The organism is Ralstonia sp. R-29 (assembly GCF_049913345.1).
Taxonomy (GTDB): Bacteria; Pseudomonadota; Gammaproteobacteria; order Burkholderiales; family Burkholderiaceae; genus Ralstonia.
In genome coordinates, this window is the sequence record NZ_CP184377.1 from 3,263,293 (window position 1) to 3,284,675 (window position 21,383).

20 protein-coding genes and 1 tRNA gene are annotated in these 21,383 nt (G+C 65.4%); 5 read left to right on the forward strand and 16 right to left on the reverse strand.

Going from position 1 to position 21,383, the window contains the following annotated elements; genetic code table 11:
• Positions 1-83 precede the first annotated feature (83 nt).
• From ACN9M1_RS15370 to ACN9M1_RS15380, 3 genes are all read right to left on the reverse strand, one after another.
• Entirely contained in the window at positions 84-2,072 is a 1,989-nt protein-coding gene (locus ACN9M1_RS15370; protein ID WP_426395667.1) for a methyl-accepting chemotaxis protein, read from the reverse strand.
• A gap of 100 nt (positions 2,073-2,172) precedes the next feature.
• Entirely contained in the window at positions 2,173-4,896 is a 2,724-nt protein-coding gene (locus ACN9M1_RS15375) for a hypothetical protein (protein WP_426395669.1), read from the reverse strand.
• A 90-nt stretch (positions 4,897-4,986) separates the two neighbouring features.
• Positions 4,987-5,775, reverse strand: coding sequence for an SDR family NAD(P)-dependent oxidoreductase (locus ACN9M1_RS15380; protein ID WP_426395671.1), 789 nt, complete (start codon positions 5,773-5,775; stop codon positions 4,987-4,989).
• Positions 5,776-6,069: 294 nt separating this feature from the next.
• Between ACN9M1_RS15380 and ACN9M1_RS15385 the strand changes: the two genes are divergently transcribed.
• Positions 6,070-6,564, forward strand: a complete 495-nt coding sequence (locus ACN9M1_RS15385; protein WP_426395673.1) for a MarR family winged helix-turn-helix transcriptional regulator — start codon at positions 6,070-6,072, stop codon at positions 6,562-6,564.
• Between the two features lie 23 nt (positions 6,565-6,587).
• Here the strand turns inward: ACN9M1_RS15385 and ACN9M1_RS15390 are convergent, their stop codons facing one another.
• From ACN9M1_RS15390 to ACN9M1_RS15400, 3 genes are all read right to left on the reverse strand, one after another.
• Positions 6,588-7,304 (reverse strand): response regulator, encoded by a 717-nt coding sequence (locus tag ACN9M1_RS15390; RefSeq protein WP_426395675.1) that lies wholly within the window; start codon positions 7,302-7,304, stop codon positions 6,588-6,590.
• Positions 7,301-8,002 carry a response regulator gene (locus ACN9M1_RS15395; RefSeq protein ID WP_426395677.1) on the reverse strand — a complete coding sequence of 234 codons (702 nt, stop codon included), beginning with the start codon at positions 8,000-8,002 and terminating at the stop codon, positions 7,301-7,303. Before ACN9M1_RS15395 ends, ACN9M1_RS15390 begins: the two co-directional genes overlap by 4 nt.
• Positions 8,003-8,331: 329 nt before the next feature.
• Positions 8,332-8,940: a TetR/AcrR family transcriptional regulator gene (locus ACN9M1_RS15400; RefSeq protein WP_426395679.1), complete on the reverse strand. Its 609-nt coding sequence runs from the start codon at positions 8,938-8,940 to the stop codon at positions 8,332-8,334.
• Positions 8,941-9,044: 104 nt separating this feature from the next.
• Here ACN9M1_RS15400 and ACN9M1_RS15405 point away from each other — a divergent pair, with 104 nt between their 5' ends.
• Complete coding sequence (locus tag ACN9M1_RS15405; RefSeq protein ID WP_426395681.1) at positions 9,045-10,505, forward strand: MFS transporter; 1,461 nt, start codon at positions 9,045-9,047, stop codon at positions 10,503-10,505.
• A gap of 10 nt (positions 10,506-10,515) precedes the next feature.
• On the opposite strand, the gene ACN9M1_RS15410 is transcribed toward ACN9M1_RS15405, so the two are convergent.
• The gene (locus ACN9M1_RS15410) at positions 10,516-11,115 is read right to left on the reverse strand and encodes an undecaprenyl-diphosphatase (protein WP_426395683.1); all 600 of its coding nucleotides are present in this window, start codon (positions 11,113-11,115) and stop codon (positions 10,516-10,518) included.
• Between the two features lie 316 nt (positions 11,116-11,431).
• On the opposite strand from ACN9M1_RS15410, the gene ACN9M1_RS15415 reads away from it, so the two are divergent.
• Positions 11,432-12,799, forward strand: coding sequence for a sensor domain-containing diguanylate cyclase (locus ACN9M1_RS15415; protein ID WP_426395685.1), 1,368 nt, complete (start codon positions 11,432-11,434; stop codon positions 12,797-12,799).
• 375 nt (positions 12,800-13,174) lie between these two features.
• Here ACN9M1_RS15415 and ACN9M1_RS15420 read toward each other — a convergent pair whose 3' ends face one another.
• On the reverse strand, positions 13,175-14,074 hold the full coding sequence (locus ACN9M1_RS15420; RefSeq protein ID WP_426395687.1) for a LysR family transcriptional regulator: 900 nt from the start codon (positions 14,072-14,074) through the stop codon (positions 13,175-13,177).
• Positions 14,075-14,178: 104 nt separating this feature from the next.
• On the opposite strand from ACN9M1_RS15420, the gene ACN9M1_RS15425 reads away from it, so the two are divergent.
• Positions 14,179-15,168 (forward strand): zinc-dependent alcohol dehydrogenase family protein, encoded by a 990-nt coding sequence (locus tag ACN9M1_RS15425; RefSeq protein WP_426395689.1) that lies wholly within the window; start codon positions 14,179-14,181, stop codon positions 15,166-15,168.
• Between the two features lie 152 nt (positions 15,169-15,320).
• Complete coding sequence (locus ACN9M1_RS15430; protein ID WP_426395691.1) at positions 15,321-16,085, forward strand: SDR family oxidoreductase; 765 nt, start codon at positions 15,321-15,323, stop codon at positions 16,083-16,085.
• Positions 16,086-16,221: 136 nt separating this feature from the next.
• On the opposite strand, the gene ACN9M1_RS15435 is transcribed toward ACN9M1_RS15430, so the two are convergent.
• The 8 genes from ACN9M1_RS15435 to soxY form a co-directional block, all read right to left on the reverse strand.
• Positions 16,222-16,297, reverse strand: a tRNA-Ala gene (locus tag ACN9M1_RS15435).
• A 47-nt stretch (positions 16,298-16,344) separates the two neighbouring features.
• The gene (gene soxB, locus ACN9M1_RS15440; RefSeq protein WP_426395693.1) at positions 16,345-18,060 is read right to left on the reverse strand and encodes a thiosulfohydrolase SoxB; all 1,716 of its coding nucleotides are present in this window, start codon (positions 18,058-18,060) and stop codon (positions 16,345-16,347) included.
• On the reverse strand, positions 18,057-18,578 hold the full coding sequence (locus ACN9M1_RS15445; protein WP_426395695.1) for a TlpA family protein disulfide reductase: 522 nt from the start codon (positions 18,576-18,578) through the stop codon (positions 18,057-18,059). The genes soxB and ACN9M1_RS15445 overlap by 4 nt, the downstream gene beginning before the upstream one ends.
• Positions 18,579-18,582: 4 nt before the next feature.
• Positions 18,583-19,227, reverse strand: coding sequence for a sulfur oxidation c-type cytochrome SoxX (gene soxX, locus ACN9M1_RS15450; RefSeq protein WP_426395697.1), 645 nt, complete (start codon positions 19,225-19,227; stop codon positions 18,583-18,585).
• 21 nt (positions 19,228-19,248) lie between these two features.
• A complete protein-coding gene (soxA, locus tag ACN9M1_RS15455) occupies positions 19,249-20,082 on the reverse strand; it encodes a sulfur oxidation c-type cytochrome SoxA (protein WP_426395699.1) in 834 nt (277 codons plus the stop codon).
• A gap of 16 nt (positions 20,083-20,098) precedes the next feature.
• Positions 20,099-20,554, reverse strand: coding sequence for a DsrE family protein (locus tag ACN9M1_RS15460; RefSeq protein WP_426395700.1), 456 nt, complete (start codon positions 20,552-20,554; stop codon positions 20,099-20,101).
• A gap of 15 nt (positions 20,555-20,569) precedes the next feature.
• Complete coding sequence (soxZ, locus tag ACN9M1_RS15465) at positions 20,570-20,881, reverse strand: thiosulfate oxidation carrier complex protein SoxZ (protein ID WP_426395702.1); 312 nt, start codon at positions 20,879-20,881, stop codon at positions 20,570-20,572.
• A gap of 27 nt (positions 20,882-20,908) precedes the next feature.
• The gene (gene soxY / locus ACN9M1_RS15470; RefSeq protein WP_426395704.1) at positions 20,909-21,379 is read right to left on the reverse strand and encodes a thiosulfate oxidation carrier protein SoxY; all 471 of its coding nucleotides are present in this window, start codon (positions 21,377-21,379) and stop codon (positions 20,909-20,911) included.
• Positions 21,380-21,383: the final 4 nt, after the last annotated feature.

Below are 21,383 nucleotides of genomic sequence, written 5' to 3' on the forward strand. Positions count from 1 at the left end.
CGCGGTACAGCTTTGCACAGATCGGTCGTCAGATCGGCGCCGATTGCAACAGAGTGTCACCCATCCAGGCCCTTCCGCCACGCTCATGTGAGTCGGAAGACATCCACCGCGCCGCGCAATTCCTGGGCTTGCTGACGCAGGCTCTCTGCGGCAGCAGCCGCTTCTTCGACCAGCGCGGCGTTCTGCTGCGTCACTTCGTCCATCGACGTCACCGCGCGATTGACCTCTTCAATGCCCTGCGACTGCTCGCGCGAGGCGTGACTGATCTCGCCCATCAGGCCGGCGATGCGCTCCACACGCGTGACGATGTCCTGCATGGCGTCGCCCGCGCCGCGTGCGGCTTCGTTGCCGGCCCGCACTTCCTCCACCGAGCGGTTGATCAGTTCCTTGATCTCCTTGGCGGCTGCCGCGCTGCGCTGGGCAAGGCTGCGCACTTCGCCGGCCACGACCGCAAAGCCGCGGCCCTGCTCGCCGGCACGCGCGGCTTCCACCGCGGCATTCAACGCGAGGATGTTGGTCTGGAAGGCGATGCCGTCGATGATGCCGGTGATATCGGCAATTTTCTGCGCTGTGGCGTGGATGCCCGACATGGTGCCGACCAGCCGCTCGACGGTTTGCCCGCCAGCGTTAGCCGCCTCGCTGGCGGACTGCACCATGTCGTGCGCGTGCTGGGCGCTGTCGGCGTTCTGGCGCACGGTGGCGGCCAATTCTTCGATGCTCGATGCGGTGCGCTCCAGGCTGCCGGCCTGGGCTTCCGTGCGGGCAGACAAGTCAGCATTGCCGGCGGCGATCTGGCCGGTGCTCGACGCGATGGTGGAGGCGCTGGCGCGGACCTTGTCGACGATGCCCGTGAGGCCATCGCCGACACCATTCACGGCGCGCATGAGCTGGCCGATTTCGTCGCGGCGGGTGGCAGGCAGGCGATGCGTGAGATCGCCAGCGGCCACGCGCTGGGCCACGTTCACCACTTCGGCCAGCGGCGTGCTCACGGCGCGACGCAGCATCCAGTACAGGCCGCCAGCCAGCAGTGCGCCCAGAGCCAAGCCCAGGAGCAGGAAGCGGTTGCGCGCGGAAACCAGGTCGGCTTCCAGTTCATCCACATAGGCCGTGCCGGCAATCACCAGCTTCCAATCCGGGTATTGCGTGAACACGGTGAAGCGTTCACGCGTGGTACCGCCATCGGTGTCGGCGAGCGTATGGCGCAGCGTGCCGTCCTTGCGGTCGATCATCTCGCGCACCCAGGCCAGGCCATCGGCGTCTTTGGTGTCGAGCAGGTTCTTGCCTTCGCGCGCGGTGTTGCGGTCGATCAGCACCTTGCCCTGGTCCGCGCCCGGCTTGCCGTCGATGACGAAGTAGCCGCCGCTCTGGCCGATGCCGTGCGCGCGGATCTTGTCCTTGAGCAGCGCCAGTTCCGAACGCACATCCACGCCCACGTACAGCGCGCCGATCACCTTGCCGGACGCATCACGTACCGGCTCGTACTTGCTCATGTAGGGCACGCCAAACAGCCACGCCAGGCCGCGGAACGGCTCGCCGGCCATCAGCGCCTTGTAGCTCGGGTGGGCGCGATCGAGCAGCGTGCCGATGGCGCGTTCGCCGTTTTCCTTTTTGAGCGAGGTGGTCACGCGCACGAAATCGTCGCCGGTGCGAGCGAACACGGTGGCGATGGTGCCGCCGGTGCGCGCGAAGAACTTGTCCGGCACGGTGAAGTTGAGGTTCAACACCGTGTCGCCGCTTTTGAACGTGGGCGTGGGCTTGCCGGCCACCTCCACGGTCTGCGCCGGGTCAACCGTGTACGGGCCCGGCGCCGCATCGGCAAAGGCAGTGAGGAAGCGATCGGCTTCGGTGCGCATGGTGCCGTCGAACAGCGCGATCATGTCGCGCATGGCGGCCTCTTGGTCGTGCATGGCCGACTGCATGTTGGCTTCGAGCGTGCGCAGGCTCGATTGCGAAATCGCCAGTGCAAAGAGGCCGAACACGAGCACCAGCGCAGCCAGGCCGATCACGGCCAGCCGCGTGCCCAGACTCGTGGTGCGTTCAGAAGATTGGCGTTGGGGCGCAGACGCTCGCATGCTTGCTCCTCAGGGTCAGTCGGGTTAACAACGGATCGCCTGGGAAAAGCTTGAGCGCAAACGTTTATCTGCGCTTTTTTCTGAGCATTTCGCCGCTGCATCAGCGGCTGCAGCGCAACTCTACGTGCCTGGGTATCGGTTTCGCCGGGTCACCCGGGCCCAGATCGAGGCGCCAATCTGCGCCCGTCGCGGTGCCGGCATCGCGGCCGTCCACGGTGGCCCGGCACCCCTGTGCGTTGGCGAAGCGGATGAACGGGTGCACATAGCCGGCCACTTCCACCGACAGCGAACGGCCATCGCTCGCACGGTGCCAGTTGGACAATCGTCCGCTGGCCTCGCGCACATAGGGCAACGCCTGTGGGGCACTGTCGATCGAGAAGCGTGCGGCGCCGCTCGTCAGGTGGATGTACGTGCCTCCGGGGCCCGGCTGATAACCAGCCACGTCACGCGCGTCGGCCAGGTGTGGCACGCCGTCGGCGCTCCAACGTACGGTACGCAAGTCGCCTGCGCCCCGGACAACCCAGGCGTCACCATCACGGGCGACGGCCACGCTACGGAAGTCGAGCACCTTGCGGATGTAGTCCGACGCGTACACCGGCATGACCGGTTGCGCGAGTGCCCAGTCGTACACCTGCCGCAGCGCCGTCAACGATGCCAGCTTGGTGCCCGAATACATGTGGTAGTAGATGCCGATCGGCTTGAAGCGATAGGGCTTGTCGGTCAGCTCGAAGGTCTCGACGGCACGCCTGAAGCCGTAATACGGGCCCTGCCAGAGGTTGGTGTAGATGTTCTCGTTCTGCGCGGGAGCGAAGACCTGGAACAGGCCACCCCCCTTGTCGACACCCAACGGCGCCACCGCCGTCCAACTGGGGTTGGAACGCGTGATGTACGTGTCGCCGCCGTTCATGCTGAGTACGCCGGCCTGGTTGGCCGCTTGCACGGCAGCCGGCGGCACCTGGCCGTTGCCGCTCCACAGCAGCACCTTCACGCGCTTGTCCGGCGGGGCCAGGCGCGTGTTGATGTAGTCGATCGAGCCGGCCACCTCGCGGTCGAGGTTGAAGCGGTAGTTGGGAATCCTGAGCGAGAAGGAATCGGCGGCGCCGGCCGTGGGCGTGACCGCCTCTTCGGGTGGATTGACCGTCCGCAGCCAGTTGAAGGGGTGCGAGAACGTGTGACTCGCCAGCTCAACATACGGCAGCGCAAAGATGCTGCGCGCAATCGGCTCCAGCTGAGGCGTGAGCTTGGGGTACATACCGTTGGCCGCCACCTCCCCTTCGATGATGGAGACCGTGGTCGGCACCTTGTAGCGCGCAAAGATCTCGCGCTGCAGCGCCTGCCCCGAAAACTCGCCTGGCGGAAACTCCGTGCGCGAGGCAAAACCGTCGCCATCGATATGCACCGTCATCAGGCGGCGGCCGTTTTCGGTGGTGGTGTCGGGGATGGGCATGGCGGGCAATGCCAGCGCCTCGCGCAGAAATGCCAATGGCTGGATCACCCAGCGCGCCTGGTCCACATCGGGCATGCGGAACACGCCAAAGGGCTGCAGCACGTAGCCGCCCCACGGCATGATGGCCGCCGCGTCCACCACATAGCTTCCCGCCGACAAGCGCAACAGCGATTTCGCGCCCGGCGTGCCCCGGCCCACCTTGACGCCCACGGTGCTGCGTCGGTCGGGGTGCGGTTGCAGCTCGAACCCGACCATGGGATCACGCGAGACGATCGACAGCGCCTCCGACGGCGTCCCAGGCACCACCTCCAGGCCCAGCGTCTGCGCCATGGCGGCATCCATGCGCAGACCAAACTGATTGAACATTGCGACGCGCACGCCGGCACCGACCACGCTCCTGAGCCACGCAGCCCAGGCACCAGGGTGCGGTGCATTGGCATCAAACCAGGTGACGACGCCGGCGTAGCGATCCGGCGTGACGGTGGGCAGCGGCTGGTACGCATCGGCCACCTCGACCCGGTAGCCGAGGTAGTTGAGGGGCATGGCCAGGTACAGCACCGAGGGCAGCGTATTGGTGCTGGTGCCCGGCTCTTGCGGCTCGACCAGCAGCACGCGACGCGGCATCACCTCCAGACGGCCGATCCCGATGACATCGACAGCGGGTGTGGTGGCGTAGGCGGTGACGCCCGCTGAGCGCGCCACGTTGGCGGTGTCGCGCAAGCACGCGCGGGTGTAGCTGGCGCAGTAATCGAGCGCGACAGCGGGCAGGTGATACTGCGTGCCGATGCTGCGCAGCGCGGCGACGCGGGCAGCGCGATCGGCCTCGGACACATCCCGCAAACTCGTGTCGCCCACCCGCTCGCGTACGAGCCCCGGGGTGACCACGCCCGCTAGTTGCGGGGCAAGCCGATCCAGCCATGCGGTGCCACCGGCCAGCACCTTCGTCTGAGGCGCGCGACTGTGCAGCGCCTGCAGCAAGGCCGCCACAGCGTTGCCGGCATCGGGGGTAGCACGCTGCAGCGTATCGAGCCCGTCGAGCAGGAAGCCCTGGTAGCCCTGCACCAGCAGCGGAGCAAACACCGCATCGAGCACGTCGGCAGGCCAATTGGCCCTGCGCATTGCATCGGCCTGCTGTGCAAGATCGACCCGCGCGAACCATGCGGTGGGCGATGGCTGCTTCGGGTCAAACGCACCGGCACTGGCCGGGTCCAGCACAACCCAGTCGAACGCTTGCAGTTCGGGAACCGGCACATCTCGCCCGTAGTAGAACCCGATTTGCGGTTCCACCTCGGGGGCGGCTGGCTGAGCCTGCGCAGGTAAGCCCACCAGCGCCAGCGCTGCTGCCGCCAGCCACCACATCGTCCAACGCCGTTGCATCAGGGTCCTCAAAAGCCGTTCAGGCTCGCATTGTGCCGGTCAGGCAGCCAATTGCAATGCCTGGCGGGCACTGAGCCAACCTCGGTGCACCTAGAACGCCGATTTCACCACCCCGCCGTCCACCCGCAGCGCAGCGCCCGTGGTCGCTGACGACAGCGGGCTCGCCACATACGCCACCAGATTGGCCACTTCCTGCGGCGTGGCAAAGCGCTTGATGAGCGAGGTCGGCCGGGCGGTCTCGAAGAAGGTCTTCTCGAAGGCCTCAAAACTCTGGCCACCCGAGAGCTTGCCGACAAACTCATCGACGCCTTCCGAACGCGTTGGCCCCGGCAACACGGCGTTCACTGTGATGGCCGTGCCGGCGGTCACTTCCGCCAGCCCGCGCGAGAGGCCCAGCAGCGCGGTCTTCGTCACGCCGTAATGGATCATCTCGGCCGGGATCTGCACGCCGCTCTCGCTGCTGAGAAACACGATGCGGCCCCAGTTCTGCGCACGCATACCGGGCAGGTACGCGCGGGACAGGCGCACGCCGCTCATTACGTTCACGTTGAAGAAGTGCAGCCACTGCGCATCGTCGATGGCTTCGAACGGTAGCGGGTCAAAGATGCCGAGGTTGTTGATGAGGATGTCGACCTTGGGAAAGCGGCTGACCAGGGCATCGACCTGGGCCGGGTCGGACAAATCGCCGGCAAACGCTTCGACTTGCGCATCGGGCACATCGGCCTGCACGCGTGCGACGGCGTCGCTCACGGACGCTTCGGTGCGCCCATTGACGATGACGCGGGTGCCTTCGGCAGCCAGTGCTACAGCAATGGCATAGCCGATGCCCTTGGTGGACCCGCTGACGAGGGCGAGCTTGTTCTGAAGGTGGAGGTTCATGGCACTGAAAAAGGGAATTTGGAGGAGGAAAGGCACGTCGCGCCACATGGTTCGCACCGCGTGCGGCCGCGACGTTTCAACCATGATACGAAGCCGCCCACCCCTTGGTAACCGCAATCGTTTTGGTGCGGTATCCAATGAAATTTGATGATGCGCGTTGGTGTCGATCCCGGCTTGACGGCCTGGGCAAGCGAAGATTAGTGTGCAATGGAGCACGCCCGCGCAACCGGGGCAGACAGGGAACGCAAGGCGCGCCTGACAAGCCGGATCACCGGCAGAACGGGGAGCACCATCATGAGTATTGACGTACAAGCACCACCTGAAGCCGCCACCGCGAGCACCATTACCGAGGGCGCCTACCAGCTTGACACCATGGATCGCGACACCAACATCGGCCGGCTCGTGCACCGGGTCCGGCATGCGTTGGTGACGAACATCGACAGCGCCCTGGCGTCGTTGGATTTGACCGCCGCGCAGTGGACGGTGGTCATCTACCTGGCCGAAGACCTGGCCACCACACCGGCCGAACTCTCGCGCCTGCTGCACTACGATCCGGGCGCGATGACGCGGCTGATCGATCGGCTCGAGAAGAAGAACATCGTCAAGCGCGCGCCCAGTGATGCGGACCGCCGCTCGGTGGTGGTCTCACTGACCGAGCAAGGGCGTGCGCTGTATCCGGAGATCCGGCCCTTGATCATCGACGTGCTGAACCATTTGCTGCGCGGGTTCTCGCAAGCCGAGGTCAAGCAGTTGGAGAACCTGCTGCTGCGTGTGCTGCACAACGCCTGAGCTGCTCAGGCGTTCAGTGGCGGTCAGCCGGCGGTGCTGCCGGCGTGCAATGCGTCGCGCTGGCGGCGCAGTTCGGCCAGCGTGTCCTGCGCGTCGGCAGGGATGGCGGCGGTCTGCTTCAGCGCCGCCTCCAATGCGGCGGCACGCTGCGCGATCGCGCCTTGCTCTACCGCCAGAGCCGCCCCCTTGAGGCGATGCGCCGCGTGGCGGGTCGCCTCCAGATCGTGCGTGGCCATCGCGCGGGCCAGGCGGTCCAGATCGTCATCGAGCGAATCCAGATAGACGCGCCACAGATCCTGCCCTGCATCGACGGCAACCGGCATCGGTGCGGGCGAGGCATCACCGTTGTCACACCACAGCGCGATCAGGTCGTGCAGCACATCGTCGTGAATCGGCTTGGTCAGCATGCCGTCCATGCCACTGGCCATCACGCGCTGCTGGTGCTCATCGTCTGTGGTGGAGGAAATCGCGAGGATGGGCGTGTGAGCGCCCGTGCCGGATTCACGCGTGCGGATGCGCTCGGCCACGGTGTAGCCGTCAATATCGGGCAATTGGCAGTCCAGCAGGACGAGGTGAAACGACTCCGCCGCCGCTTTCTGCAGTGCCTGGGCCCCATCGGCAGCCAATTCGACATCGCAGTCGAGCGCACGCAGTTGGTATTCGAGGATCAGCAGATTGGCCGGTTGGTCATCGACGACCAACACGCGCGGGCGGGGTCGCGCAGACCCGCTGGCGCTCACTGCCCCTCCAGCTCTTGCTTGATCTTGAAGAGCTCGATATCGTTTTCGATGCCCAGCTTGCGATAGGCCGATCGCTTCTGCGAGCTGATGGTCTTGATGCTGCGTGCAAACTTTTCAGCGATGTCCGTCACCGACATGCCGTCGAGGCAGCAGCGCAGCACCTCGCGCTCGCGCGGGCTCAGTTCGGGGCGGTCAACGAGAGCGGAAAGTTTTGCGGCATCTGTGGCCGGCGCGGCCGCCGGCGTGTCAGCCAGCGCATCGTGCCCCATCTCTGCCGCCAATGCGGCGTTCAGGCGCTTGCCGCCGGCCGCCACGGTCCGGATCGCCCGGACCAGCTCCGACAACTCCTCTTCCTTGCCGACAAACCCACGGGTGCCCGCATGCATCACCATGCCGACCGTCGCCTTGTTGTGGTGTGCCGAGGCCACCAGGATCTTCAAGTCCGGATACCGCACGCGGATCAGACGGATCAGGTTGAGCCCATCGATTTCCGCCGGACCCAGCGAATAGTCCATCAACAGGACATCCACTTCGACCGTGTTGTCCTTGAGGGCCTGCACGATTTCCCGGCCCGACGCGAACATCCCGGTCACCTCGATGTCGGCCTCCTGCTTCAGGCGCGCAGCCAGGCCGTGACGGACGACGGCATGGTCATCGAGCACGACCACGCGGATCGGTCGGGTCGCGGTCCAGTTCATGTTGGCAGGTTCCTATTCGACTTGTTTTGAGACGGCTGCAAATAAAACTGGCTCCAATGTGCCACAACGTCGCCGCAAAAATTAACGTTGCGGCACACATTTTAGGTCAGATAGCGCAGGCACTCCGGTATCACGCCGCTCGTACATTCAGCGCATCGGAAAAGGCCGCATATTAATGGCTTTGTGGACTGTGCTGAACGCAACAAAATAGGTACCGAGTGTTGTGGCCACCCCGGACATAGAGAGGGCCGTGGCCATAACGTTCCGTACCCCACGATGCGGTGCGGGTGTTCGCCGCTATGCGGGGCGGCCCCGGCGACCGAGCCGGTTTAAGCGACGGCGGCGTTGATGCGCGCTTGCGTGCTGCGGCGGGCGCGTTCAAACACCGTCATGTCGTCCATCAAAAATGCGACGTTGGCGTTGGAGCGAAACGACTCGATTTCAAAGATGAGTTGGTCGATATCCAGATCCGCGCGCAATTCGCCCGCGGCCATGCCCGCCGTAATCACGTCACGAAAACGCGCACGCACCGTTTGGCGGTAACTGCGCACGCGATCCTGGATGGCGCCGGGGCGTGCGCGGTATTCGTAGCTGGCCGCGCAGACAAAGCACCCGCCCGGCGACTGCCCGCTGGCCACGTAGTCGAACCAGCCCTCCGTGAGCGCGCGCAGGCGGGCCAGCGGGCTCTCCAGCGCCAACGCCGGTTCTACCACTGTTGTGAAGTAATGCTCGACACCGGCATTGAGCGTGGCGAGCTGCAGCGTTTCCTTGTCGCCGAAGAGCGCCTGGATGTTGCCCTTGCCCACGCCGGCATCCGTGGCCACGCGGCCGATGGTCAACCCCTCTAGCCCGTCGGTGGAGGCGATGGTGGTGGCGTGTTCGAGCACCTGGGCGCGCGCGCGTTCGCCACGCAGGCGCCGGCCGTCGGTTTCATTCATGGCAAATACCCTGTGGACAAGTGGGGCCTCCGCAATCGGTCCTTGACGTAAGCCGATTCACCTTTAGTATACGTACGACCGTATATTAATTATCGAGCCCCGCTATGTCAACGGACTCCCTTGCAGGCGGCCGCGTCGCCGCGCCTGCTGCTACACGGCATTGGCCGGCACTGGCCGCGCTGCTGACTGGCAACTTCGTCACCATCCTCGACCTGTTCATCGTCAACGTGGCGATCCCGGACATCCGCGCGAGCCTGCACGCCAGCTTTGCGCAAATCCAACTCGTGATGGTGGGCTACAGCGCGGCGTATGGGGTGTTCCTGCTCAACGGTGCGCGCCTGGGCGACCTGTTCGGGCGCAAGCGCATGTTCCTGGTGGGCATGGCGCTGTTCACGCTGGCCTCGGCGCTGTGCGGGCTGGCAACGACACCGTGGATCCTGATTGCCATGCGCGTCGGCCAGGGCTTGGGCGCCGCGATCCTGATGCCGCAGGTGATGGCCTCGGTACGCGTGCTGTTTGATGGCGATGCGCGCCGCCGCGCGTTCGGCACCATGGGCGCGGTGCAAGGCGTGGCGGCATCGGTCTCGCAGATTATCGGGGGCTTGCTGATCGCGCATCCGCTGGCCGCGCATGCTGCCGGCTGGCGGGCGGTGTTCCTGGTGAATGTGCCGATCGGTATTGCGGCATTGCTGGCAGCGCGTGCCTTTGTTGCGGAGTCGCGGGCGCCGGTGGCGGCGCGGCTCGATGTGCACGGTGCGGTGGCCGGCGCGGCGGCGCTGGGCATGCTGCTGGTGCCCATCATGCAGGGTCGCGAATCCGGTTGGCCGTGGTGGTCCTGGGCCGTGCCACTGGCCTCGCTGGTGGTGTTCCGGTACTTTGTCCGGGTGGAGCGCGCGCTGTCGGCCGCGGGCGGCGTGCCGATCATTGAGATGGCCTTGTTCCGCAACCGCAGCTTCGTGCTGGGCGTGCTGGCGATCTTTCTGTTCTACACGGCCATCAGCTCGTATTTTCTGGCGCTGACGATCCTGCTGCAGTTTGGGCGTGGGTTGTCGCCGTTGATGGCGGGGCTGGTGTTTACGCCGGCGGCAGTTGCCTATTTTTCCGGCTCGCTGATCGCGCCCCGCCTGGCCGAGCGCATCGGGCAGCGCGCGTTATGGCTCGGGATGGCGCTGTTCGCCGGGGGCCTCGCGCTGCTGGCAACGATGGCACAGGCCGGTGCAAGCCATGCATGGCTGCTCGTGCCACTGGTGATTGGCGGTTTTGGTCAGGGCATGGTGCTGCCGCTGTCGCTCAACACCATCCTGAGCAGTGTGGAAACCGCCCAGGCCGGCATGGGCGCCGGCACGGTCACCACCATGCAGGCGGTCGGCAATGCAGTGGGCGTGACGGTGGTGGGTGTGCTGCTGTTCTCGCTGCTTGGCCATGTGGAGGGCGCGGACGGCATCGACGCTGCCAGCCACGCCGCGCACTACGACCATGCCTTTGCCCTGGCGATGCTGTACAACGTGGCGGCCACGGTGGTCGCCCTCGTGCTGTTCTGGCGCGCCTGGCGCCGGCATGGGTGAACGCCCAACGCTACCGGCGCACCCAGCCGCGCCGCACGCACGGCGCCAGTACCACGCCATGCACTGCCAGCCCGAGGCGATGCAACGGCTCCGACAGCGTATGCGCCACGCGCCCGCTGCACAGCCACGCGCAGAACGCCGACACGGCCGCCGCGCCCACCATGTCGAACGGATAGTGCACGCCCAGGTAGACACGCGCCCACGCCATCGGCAAACCCAGCAGCGCCAGCAATACGCCCACGGGGCGCAGACGCGCGTTCCACATCAGGCTGAACGCCACCGTCCACAACGCCGTCAGGTGATCACTGGGGAAGGATGAGTCCGGCGCGTGCGGCAACAGGTTCGTACCCAGGCCGATCGCGAACGGGCGCGGGTGATACCACAGCAGACCCAGGCCCACGTTGACGAGCAACGCCAGCGCCGCGGCCACCCCGGTCTGCAAGGCTTGCCGGCGCGTGGTCGGCTCGCCCCATAGCCAGCCCGCCACGAGGGTGAGCGGCACCAGCCAGATGGCGTATTCAGCAAACGCCATGGCCAGCCAGACGATGGCGGGCGACGGGTCCGCCGGCGCGTTGATCCAGAGAAACAAGGTGTGATTCAGCGATTCCATACAACGTAGGCCAGCGGCTGGCGTGATTTCATGTGCGGCGTTCATTGACGGCGATTTGTCCGGTGCACCGTACCGGGTGTTCCCTTCAATTGCCTTGGAGCCGGACTGCGCGCAAGCCTATGCCGCCAGACTTAGGCGGGGCACAGCGACCCTGATCCCTGCCTAGGCTTTTCCCCTCGCCAGCGGCTGCCTATGATGGAGACACGTCAACGCGCCGCCAGGGCGCCCAACATGGCGTGACCGGGCGCTGCCGGAGTCACAGCAGCCCCTTGGCGAATCGCACACGCAAGACCACAACGAGCCCCGGGGGGTGGAGATGGAAAGCTTGCTGATCCAGCCGACGACGCGCGCGCAGTTCGTCCTGGCCGGCACCGTCGCGCTTCTGATCCTGCTGACGCTGGGGCTCAGTGCGCCGAATGCCAGTCTGCCCTGGCCCGCCATCCCGCCGTTCATGCCGATGTGCGCGTTGACCGTCTTCACCACGGCCGTCATCGCAGCATTCTTGCTGGGCGCGCAATTCACCGTGACGCGGCAGCCGATGCTGGCGGCGCTCGGCGGGGCCTATGCCTTTACGGCGCTGGCCGTTGCCCTGCAACTGCTGATGTTTCCGGGCCTGTTCTCGCCCACCGGCCTGTTGGGCGCACGGCCTACCAGCGCGGTGTGGATGTGGGTCTTCTGGCACGGCGGCTTTCCGTGGTTCGTGATCGTGGCCGTGCTGGTGCGCGAGCGGGTGTCGCAAGACGCCATTCGCGCAGGCCAGATCTACCAATGGGCCTGGCTGCTGATTGGCGGGCCGGTGGCCGTGGGCGCGTTGCTGTGCGGCGTGGCGTTGGTGGCCAACCTGCCGCCTCCGCTGGGCCAAACCAATGCCGGCAACCCGGTGGCCGCCGCCCTGTGGACAATCAACGTCATCGCCGTGCTGGCCGTCGTGGCCAGCGGCCGCTTGCGCGCCGTGCTTGATGTCTGGCTGGCCATTGCCGCACTCGCCTGCCTCACGGACACCACCCTGAACCTGCTCAGCCCCGACCGCTTTACCGTCGGCTGGTATGTCGCGCGCCTGTTCAGCATGTTCGCGCCCGGGGTGTTGGTCTGCGTGCTGGTGTGGCAAGTCACCATGCTGTACCGGCAGCTGTTCGAGGCGCACGTGTCGTTGCGGCAGACGTCCATGCACGATCCCCTGACCGGCGTGTACAACCGCAGCGTCTTCAACGAGCGGATCGGCACCCACCTGCGTGCCGCGCAACGCAGCGGACGCCCGCTTTCGCTGGTGATGATGGATGTGGACCACTTCAAGCGCTACAACGACGCCTTCGGTCACCTGCGCGGTGATGCCAGCCTCGTGGCGGTGGCCGCTGCGCTGGCTGGCGTGGTGCGTCGGCCGGCGGACTTCATCGCGCGCTACGGCGGTGAAGAGTTCGTCATCGTTCTACCGGAAACCAACGCAACCGACGCGCAGTCGCTCGCCGAACGTGCCCGCGAAGCCGTACTCCGCTTGCGCATCGAAACCGCCGCGCCGTCGCGCTACGTCACCGTCAGCGCCGGCTGTGCCACGGTGATGCCCGGCGTGGAGCCCGTCAGCACCGACATGCTGATCGAAACCGCCGACGCCGCGCTCTACCAAGCCAAGGCCGCCGGACGCAACCTCGTGATCAGCGCCCAAGCGATGGCCGCTGCCGTGACATGACGTGAGATGACATGATGGCGATTCGGCCGTGCTTCAAAATGCGGCGGCCCAAATCTGCCTGCTGCCTGCTGCCTGCTGTCTGTTTCTGTTTACGTCTTTGTATATATAAAGATAGTAGTAGTAGATAACGGTGGATAGTTTCTGTGGATATCCCAAAAAAGCCCTTTAGCGTCAATGGTTTGCAGCACGCACAACCCATCGGACCGAATGTGCGCCGGTGTGGATGAGTGGGGTCACTCGCATCCACGGCCCTCTGCGTGTGGACAAGTTGTTCGCGCACCATCGACATTCCACCCCCGCAAAACCAACACGCTTGTCCGACAAGTTATCCACAAAGGGAGGTGGGGGTTATCCACATCACAACACGGGCGCTGCTTACGTCATCAGCGCGGGCAGTGCCTCGGCAAGCGCATCAACGGCGATGCGGACTTTGCGCGGCAAGTGCGGCGTCTGCAGCCACAGTGCGTAGGCGTCATAGAGAAACGCAGGGCGGTCGGGCAATAGCGCAACCAGCGCGCCTGTCTGGATGCGATCGCTGACCAGCCAGGACGGAAGCCATGCGAGCCCCATGCCGAGGGCCGCGGCATCGGCAATCGCGTCGAGATCATCCATCCGCATCCGATTGAGCGGAATGATCTCCTCCGGTGGATGCCCGTCACTCGGAAAGAGCCAGGGGCTGATGCGGCCAGACCGGCGGTACACGATGGCCTGGTGCTGACCAAGTGTGTCGACGGTCGTGGGATACCCATGCACATTGAGATACGCGGGCGATGCGCAGACGATCATGCGCTGCCGGGCCACACGACGCGCGATCACACCTGCCTTGTCCTCCAGACTGCCGGTGCGGATGGCGATGTCGTAGTCGCCTTCGGCCAGATCGACGAAACGGTCGTTGAACGAGAGATCCAACTCCAGCGCCGGGTATTGCTGCACGAGCCGCAGCAGCACGGGGGCCACGCAACGCCGGCCAAAGTGCACGGGCATGGTGACGCGCAACCTCCCGCGCGGTTCACCAAGTTGATCGGCCGCGAGCGCATCTGCCGTTTCCGCCTCGGCCAGCACGACCTTGCAGCGCTCGTAGTAGGCCTGCCCGAAGTCGGTCAGCCTCTGGCGCCGCGTGGTGCGAATGAGCAAGCGCACACCCAGGCGCGTTTCCAGCGAGAGCACATGCTTGCCGACCATCGGGCCGGATAGGCCGAGCACGTCTGCGGCGGCCGCAAACGAGCCGAGGTCGACGGCTTTCACAAACACGGCCATGCTGGTCAGACGGTCCATATTAAAAACCATTGGTTTCTACTCTCATCGATTATCGACCATTTATCGAAAAAAAGTGCGCAGCTACAGTGGATTAACTTTATTGAGTTTCGACTGGGGGCTATATGGCACGCGTTGTCCGTTTTCATCAGCATGGGGGTCCGGAGGTCTTGCACATTGAACACGTCGATGTGCTGCCGCCGGGCCAGGGCGAGGTGCAGATGCGCGTCAAGGCGCTGGGGCTCAATCGGGCCGAAGCGCTGCTGCGCGCGGGGGCGTATATCGAGAAGCCGACGTTCCCTTCCGGGCTTGGGTTGGAGGCAGCGGGTGTTGTCGAGGCGGTGGGTGCCGGTGTGACGGCGTTTGCGCCGGGCGATGCCGTCAGCATCGTGCCGCCGCAGTCGATGGTCCGCTGGCCTGCATACGGCGAGCTGGTCACGTTTCCTGCCGCGCTGGTCGTCAAGCATCCACCGTTGCTCAGTTGGGAGGCAGCGGCTGCGGTCTGGATGCCGTATCTCACTGCCTACGGTGCGCTGATCGGCATCGCCAAGCTTGGCCCAGGCGACTTTGTGGCTGTGACGGCGGCATCCAGCAGTGTCGGATTGGCTGCAATCCAGATCGCGAACACCGTCGGCGCGACACCCATTGCCATCACCCGGACGTCGGCAAAGGCCCCCGCCCTGCTCGCTGCGGGTGCCGCCCACGTGGTTGCGACCGAGGAGGTGGATCTCGCGGCCCGGCTGCAGCAGATTGCAGGGGCGGCAGGTGTGCGGGTGGTGCTGGACTCGATCGGCGGCCCGATCTTCGAGCCGCTCACGGCAGCCATGTCGCGTGGCGGAATCCTCATCGAATACGGTGGCCTGAGCCCGGAGCCGACGCCTTTCCCCTTGTTTGCTGTGCTGAGCAAGACCCTGACGCTGCGTGGCTATCTCGTGCACGAGATCACCGGCAACCCAGTCAAGCTCGAGGCTGCGAAGGCGTTCATCCTCGATGGACTGGCGTCGGGAGCGCTGCGACCGGTAATCGCCAGGACATTTGCGTTTGACGAGATCGTCGACGCGCACCGCTTTCTTGAATCGAACACGCAGTTCGGCAAGATCGTCGTGACGGTTTGATCGGCTGCGGCACGTTCCATGGCGTGCCGCGCTCTCCTTGCCTTCGCGCCGTCAACGCCAACGCACCGCATGGATTTGAGTCGCAAGAATCGGAGTGTTGGACGGCGCACCGACGCCTACGCTGCCGCTCGGATCATCAAAATGAAATGGACATGGCTCTTCTCACTGACAAGACTGCGATCGTGACGGGCGCCAGCTCAGGCATCGGCCGTGAGGTGGCAAAGATGTTTGCGAAGGAAGGCGCGAGCGTCGTTCTAGTTGCGCGCCGTGCGGCGCTGCTCGACACGCTGGTCGACGAGATTGCCGACTGCGGTGGCAAGGCGGTGGCACTCGCAGGCGACGTGCGGGACGAGCGTTGCGCGAAGAATGCTGTTGAGTTGGCCGTCGGCCGTTTCGGCGGGCTTGACGTGGCGTTCAACAACGCCGCGACGATGGGAGCGCTCGGTAGCGTCACCGACATCACGCTGGACGGCTGGCGCGACACGCTCGAGACCAACCTGACGAGCGCTTTCCTCGGTGCGAAATATCAGATTCCAGCGCTGCTCGCGCGCCAGCACGGCTCGCTGATTTTCACGTCGTCGTTCGTCGGCTACACGGTTGGCTTTCCCGGGATGGCTGCGTATTCCGCAAGCAAGGCTGCCCTCGTGGGCCTGACGCGCACGCTCGCCGCCGAGTACGGTCCGTCCGGTTTGCGCGTCAACGTGCTGATGCCGGGCGGTACCGACACCGAGATGGGGCGTGAGGCAACCAGCACGCCCGAGCAGAAAGCATTTGTCGAAAGCATCCACGCGCTAAAACGGATGGCCCATCCAGAAGAGATCGCCAAGTCGGCGCTGTATCTTGCGTCCGATCTGTCGAGCTTCGTGACGGGTACGACGCTGCTCGTCGAGGGTGGCGTCTCCATGACTCGCACTTGATGTGACACGGTTCTCCGAGCGGGAGGTGCCTCGGGGTCAACGGTAAAACCAGGGCAATGCCGGCAATAAAAAACCCGCGAGGCTTTGCAGCATCGCGGGTTTTTTTGGCATCGCTGGACAAGCTTTGCCGGTAAGTTGGTGGACCGAAGGAGGATCGAACTCCCGACCTCCGCATTGCGAACGCGGCGCTCTCCCAGCTGAGCTATCGGCCCGTGAAAAATAAGTCTACCCGAAGTCCCGGCGCGTCTTCAATCGCGGGTCAACCCGGCCCCAACTCCATGCCGGGGTTGTCCGCCATGCCCACGATGCGCGGGGTATTCAGCGGCCGCGCGGTCACTTCGCGCTGGTCGCGCAGCCAGTCGGCCAGCACATCCCACACCGGGCGGCCGCCGGCCTTGCGTGCCTCGGGCGACACGGCGGCCCAGCCGGCTACCTTGTAGCGTCGATCGGCGTCGATCGGTTTGTCGCCCAGGCGCATGTCGGTGATGCGCTGGCCCATCGGTTTCATCGGGTCGATGGTGTAACGCAGGCCGCCGGTGCGCACCATGTCGCCGCCTTGCTGGTAGTACGGGTCGGGATTGAACAGGTTGTCGGCCACGTCTTCGAGCACGGTCTTGATGGTCGCCCCGGTCATCTCGGTGAGCGTGGTGGCCGGGTACGTGATGGCGGTTTGCGCCATCAGCGCTTCCATGGTGACGGCCTCGCCAGGCAGCAGCGTGGTGCCCCAGCGGAAGCCGGGCGAGAACGCGATCTCGGCGCCCTGCGCCTGCATCAGACCATCGACGATGAGCTGGTCGAACGTGCCGTTGAAGTTGCCGCGCCGGTACAGCAGGCCACGGTTCGTGGCGAGCGCCTCGCCGAGCCTGTCTCTGTACGGCGCGCGCGTACGTTCGATGAGCGCGGTCATGGTCGGGTCAGGCGGCAGCAGATCGGCGAACACGGGCAGCAGCGTGTAGCGGATGTCCTGCACGGTGCCGCCGCGTACGTCCAGGTCCAGCACGCCGACGAACTTGCCGTTGGCGCCCGCGTTGGTGACGAGCGTCACGCCGCCCGGGTTGCTGACCTTGATCGGTGCCGGCACCGCATCGTGCGTGTGGCCGCCGAGGATGGCATCCAACCCGCGCACGCGCGAGGCCAGCTTCAGGTCGACATCCATGCCGTTGTGCGACAGCAGCACGACCACCTTGGCGCCCTTGCCGCGCGCCTCGTCGATCATCTTCTGCAGCCGCTCTTCCTGAATGCCGAAGGTCCAATCCGGCGTGAAGTCCGCCGGGTGCGCGACGGGCGTGTACGGAAACGCCTGGCCGATGATGGCGACCGGCACGCCGTTCAACTCGCGCAGCACGTAAGGGTCGAACACCGGGTCACCGAAATCCGCCGTCTGGATGTTCTGCGCGACGAAGGCGACCTTGTTCTTGAAGTCGTGGTCGACCACGTGACGCACGCGGTCGGCGCCGTAGGTCATCTCCCAGTGCGGGGTCATCACATCGACGCCGAGCGTGAGAGCCGCGTCGACCATGTCCTGCCCGTTGGTCCACAACGATGTGGCCGAGCCCTGCCACGTGTCGCCGCCGTCGAGCAGCAACGCGTTCGGGCGCGTGGCGCGCAGGTGCTTGATGAGTGTGGCCAGATGCGCAAAGCCGCCCATGCGGCCGTAGCGGCGCGCGGCTTCGGTGAAGTCGAGTGAGGTGAACGCGTGCGCCGTGCGCGAGCCCGGTGCGATGCCGTAACGCTTGAGCAGCGCGTTGCCCACCAGATGCGGCGGCTGCCCGGCCCATTGCCCCACGCCCAGGTTGACGTTGGGCTCGCGGTATTCGATGGGCAGCAACTGCGCGTGGCAGTCGGTGAAATGCAGCAGGTGGACGTTGCCGAAATGCGGCACGTTGTAGGCGATGGACTCGGCGTGGGCGTCGGTCAGGCGCAGGCCGGCGGCTGCGGCAATCGCCAGGGCTTGGACGAATTCGCGGCGGTTCATGGTTTGGTGCGGTGGGCCGGGTGGGCGTACTGAGCCAAGTCCGCCACGTCGTCTTCGAGCATTTCGCCGACTTCCTTGCGCACCACACGGCCATTGGCGTCGAGCACGAGCAGTTCCGGCAAACCCTTGCGCGGGCCGGTGGCGGCGCACAGGGCGTCAGATTCCATCGTCACCGGGAAGGTGAAGCCGCGCTTGGCGACGTAGTCGCGGGCGAGCTGCGGGTTGGCGTCGATGCTGATGGTGAGGATGCGCAAGTCGGTGCCGCGCGTGGCGTCGACCAGCTTTTGCAGGCGCGGGTTCTGCAGCGCGCAGAACGGGCACCACGATGCCCACGTCGCGATGATGGCCGGATGCCCGCGCCACGACTCGCCTGGCACGCGGGTGCCGTCGAGCAGTTGCACATCGGGCATTGTCACCACATCGCCGACTTCGACGGCCTGTGCCTGATTGGTGAACTGCGCTGCAGCGAGCACCATCGCCGCTGCTGCCCACATCAGGAACCGTCGAATCGTATGCATGGCGTTATTGATTGACTGGTGAGGCCGGGTCCAACAACAGCGCCATCACATCGCGGATCTGCTGCTCGGTGAGGATGCCCTTGTGCCCAAAGCGCGGCATGTTCGAGCACGCGGCATACGCGTTGGAGTTATAGATCTTGCCCCACGTGTAACGCAGGATCGCCTCGGAATCGCCGCGCAGCTTGCCGTACTGATACAGCGACGGGCCGATGGTGCCGTACGACACCTCGTCTTTCGACAAGCGGTGGCACGCATAGCAATTAGCACCGTTGGCCCCGCCCGCCGGATCGGAGAACTGCATGCCGCGGCCGCTCTGCGCGGTCTTCTCGCCTTCCTTCCAGTCGCCCAACCATTTGCCATCCTGTGGATAACGAATGGTCTTCATCTGCGCATCTTCCAGCGGCTTGGCGATGGCGGCGGGCACGGCGTTGCGGTCGGCGTACTGGCTGCAGGTCTTCTGCACGTCGTCGCGCTCGGTCACACCTTCCACGGTGGCCGGGCCCTTAGAGACGAAGCTCTCGTGAATGACCTTGGCGAGTGCGGCGTCGGCCTTCGCCTCGGGCTTGGGTGCGGTGATGGCCTTGGCGGCATCCGCAGCGTGTGCGGTGCCGGCAATGAGTGCCAACGCAATGAGGGTCAGTCGGATCATGTGTGGCATGGTCGGTTGACCTCAGCGTTTGATCGACGGCGCGTCCATCTTGCCGCCGTTGGCGTTGCGGGCGAGGAACAGCTCCAGCGCGGTGATCACCTCGCTGCCATAGAGCGGTTCCGGAAAGCGTTGCTGGCGCAGGCAGTCGTACAGGCGGTGCTGCATGGTGCGCACCTCGCCTTGCGAAACGCGATAGCCGGGCCACGTGGAATACGCAAAGCGCGCACCGTCGGCCGTCAGCAAGTCGGGCAGTTCCTGCAAGCGGATGCGTTGGCCCGGCTGCGCGTGGCACGTGGCACACGCAAAGTCGTACGCGCCGCCTCGGTAGAAGAACATACGGCGGCCGAGTTCGTACGTGCGCTTTTCTTCGGGATGGGCGAGCGGAATATCAATGGCCGCACCGCGCGATTCCGAGGTGATGTACGCCATCAGCCGTTCAATGTCCGACGGCTTGCCCGGCGACGAGAACGGATTGGCCGAGGCCTGTTCCTTCGTCAGCCCCTGCAGGGTCATACGGCAATACATGAGGCGCTGTTCTGCGTCCATCACGCGGCCGGTGTCTTTGAAGAAGCGCGGCAGCTTGGCGTACGCGCCCTTCACCACGCCGGGGCCGAGGCCCAGGTCGCACGCTTCGAGCGACGCCTGCTTCGGGCCGGCGGGCTTCTTCCAGAGTTCTTCGCCGGCGGCTTCCCAGAGCTCGGCCGGGTTGCCATCGGCCAGCATTTCGCGGTACTGCGCGATACCGGCGGCGGTGCTGTCCTTCTGATCCTTGGCGTCTTGCGCATTGGCTACCAGGGCGACTCCGGCAAGGAGTGCCGAGGCCAGCGCGACGATTCGTTTGGTACGTTTCACCATCCCCTCCGTGGGCCGCTTACGGTTTGAGGTAAGCGAAACCTTCTTCCTGCTGCAAGCGGGTGACTTCCACCACGCCGGCCGGCACCACCTTGGCTTCGAGCAGTAGCTTGTCTTCCGGCACCTTGAAGGCCATCAGCGAGTTGTGGCACACGCGAAACTCCACGCCCATGCTGGCCAGCGCAGCCACCGGCGCATCAAACGTACGGCCCTGCGCGTCCTTGGCCCCTTCGACGAGGAAGTCGATGCCATGCCCGAACGCCACCACCACGATCTTCGTGCCGGGAGCACCGTTGAGGTGGTTGCGCAGGTTGCCGATGGCGCGCACGGCCTGGTCGATGCCCTCGCTCAACTGATAGACGACTTTGTAGCGAGCACCGGCGCCGCCAGCGCGGGGGGCGTTCTGTGCAGCGGCCTTGCCGGCCACGCCCAGTGCCGCCAGCGCGGCGGTCACGCGGAAGAAGCTGCGTCGCATTTCGGCCTCCGGGGCTTATTGAATCGTGGTTTCGTCGGTGCGCTTGTCGCCGTGGTTGTCGACCCAGGTGACGCTCACCTTGTCGCCCTTGGCGGCGCCCTTGAACTTGAAATTGAGGAACGGATCCTTCGACACAGCGGTGCCGAACTGCGCGTCCAACACCGTCTTGCCGTTGTGCTGCACCGTCACGTTGGTGATGTGCCAGGCCGGCACCAGCTTGCCGGACGCATCCTTGCGCTGGCCGGTTTCCATGTCGTGCTTCATCAGGATCTTCACGTCGGTCGTGCCGCCGTTTTCCATTGCGCGAATGCGCATCGGGTCTGCCATGGTGTGCTCCTTATCCGATCCTGATGTTCAACCGCCGCAGCCGCCGAGGGTGACCTTCACTTCCTTGCTCGCCAGCACCCACTTGCCGTTGGCGCGCACGGCCGCGTAGACCACCGAGGTCTCGCCCATCTTCACGCGCGTGCTCACGAAGGGCTCCGTGCCGGCGGGAATGCCGAACGACGCGGCCAGCGTGTTCGGGTTCTTCTCCACCAGGATGGCGATCATGTCGGTGCCCGGCAGCGTGCTGGTCACCACCAACGGCACCACGGCACCGTTCTCGGCGATGTCCGGGGCGGTCAGGTGCACGCCTGCGCCACCCTTGTCGACCGCGCCGCCGCCCAGTTGCTTGAGCACGTCGTTCACGCCCTTGATGCTGAAGGCGGTCTTGTTCCACTCGGCGGCCTGGGCGGGCGTGGCAATGCCGGCGGACACCAGCAGCGCCATCATCGCGCCCGCGCGCAGCACATCCCGGCGGGAAAGGTTCACGGCATCCGTCATCGCA

Excerpts from the sequence above, each read along its gene's own strand:
- ACN9M1_RS15370 (WP_426395667.1), bottom strand. The coding sequence starts at position 2,072 with ATGCGAGCGTCTGCGCCCCAACGCCAATCTTCTGAACGCACCACGAGT.
- ACN9M1_RS15375 (WP_426395669.1), bottom strand. The coding sequence starts at position 4,896 with ATGCAACGGCGTTGGACGATGTGGTGGCTGGCGGCAGCAGCGCTGGCG.
- ACN9M1_RS15380 (WP_426395671.1), bottom strand. The coding sequence starts at position 5,775 with ATGAACCTCCACCTTCAGAACAAGCTCGCCCTCGTCAGCGGGTCCACC.
- ACN9M1_RS15385 (WP_426395673.1), top strand. The coding sequence starts at position 6,070 with ATGAGTATTGACGTACAAGCACCACCTGAAGCCGCCACCGCGAGCACC.
- ACN9M1_RS15395 (WP_426395677.1), bottom strand. The coding sequence starts at position 8,002 with ATGAACTGGACCGCGACCCGACCGATCCGCGTGGTCGTGCTCGATGAC.
- ACN9M1_RS15400 (WP_426395679.1), bottom strand. The coding sequence starts at position 8,940 with ATGAATGAAACCGACGGCCGGCGCCTGCGTGGCGAACGCGCGCGCGCC.
- ACN9M1_RS15405 (WP_426395681.1), top strand. The coding sequence starts at position 9,045 with ATGTCAACGGACTCCCTTGCAGGCGGCCGCGTCGCCGCGCCTGCTGCT.
- ACN9M1_RS15410 (WP_426395683.1), bottom strand. The coding sequence starts at position 11,115 with ATGGAATCGCTGAATCACACCTTGTTTCTCTGGATCAACGCGCCGGCG.
- ACN9M1_RS15415 (WP_426395685.1), top strand. The coding sequence starts at position 11,432 with ATGGAAAGCTTGCTGATCCAGCCGACGACGCGCGCGCAGTTCGTCCTG.
- ACN9M1_RS15420 (WP_426395687.1), bottom strand. The coding sequence starts at position 14,074 with ATGGACCGTCTGACCAGCATGGCCGTGTTTGTGAAAGCCGTCGACCTC.
- ACN9M1_RS15425 (WP_426395689.1), top strand. The coding sequence starts at position 14,179 with ATGGCACGCGTTGTCCGTTTTCATCAGCATGGGGGTCCGGAGGTCTTG.
- ACN9M1_RS15430 (WP_426395691.1), top strand. The coding sequence starts at position 15,321 with ATGGCTCTTCTCACTGACAAGACTGCGATCGTGACGGGCGCCAGCTCA.
- soxB (WP_426395693.1), bottom strand. The coding sequence starts at position 18,060 with ATGAACCGCCGCGAATTCGTCCAAGCCCTGGCGATTGCCGCAGCCGCC.
- ACN9M1_RS15445 (WP_426395695.1), bottom strand. The coding sequence starts at position 18,578 with ATGCATACGATTCGACGGTTCCTGATGTGGGCAGCAGCGGCGATGGTG.
- soxX (WP_426395697.1), bottom strand. The coding sequence starts at position 19,227 with ATGATCCGACTGACCCTCATTGCGTTGGCACTCATTGCCGGCACCGCA.
- soxA (WP_426395699.1), bottom strand. The coding sequence starts at position 20,082 with ATGGTGAAACGTACCAAACGAATCGTCGCGCTGGCCTCGGCACTCCTT.
- ACN9M1_RS15460 (WP_426395700.1), bottom strand. The coding sequence starts at position 20,554 with ATGCGACGCAGCTTCTTCCGCGTGACCGCCGCGCTGGCGGCACTGGGC.
- soxZ (WP_426395702.1), bottom strand. The coding sequence starts at position 20,881 with ATGGCAGACCCGATGCGCATTCGCGCAATGGAAAACGGCGGCACGACC.
- soxY (WP_426395704.1), bottom strand. The coding sequence starts at position 21,379 with ATGACGGATGCCGTGAACCTTTCCCGCCGGGATGTGCTGCGCGCGGGC.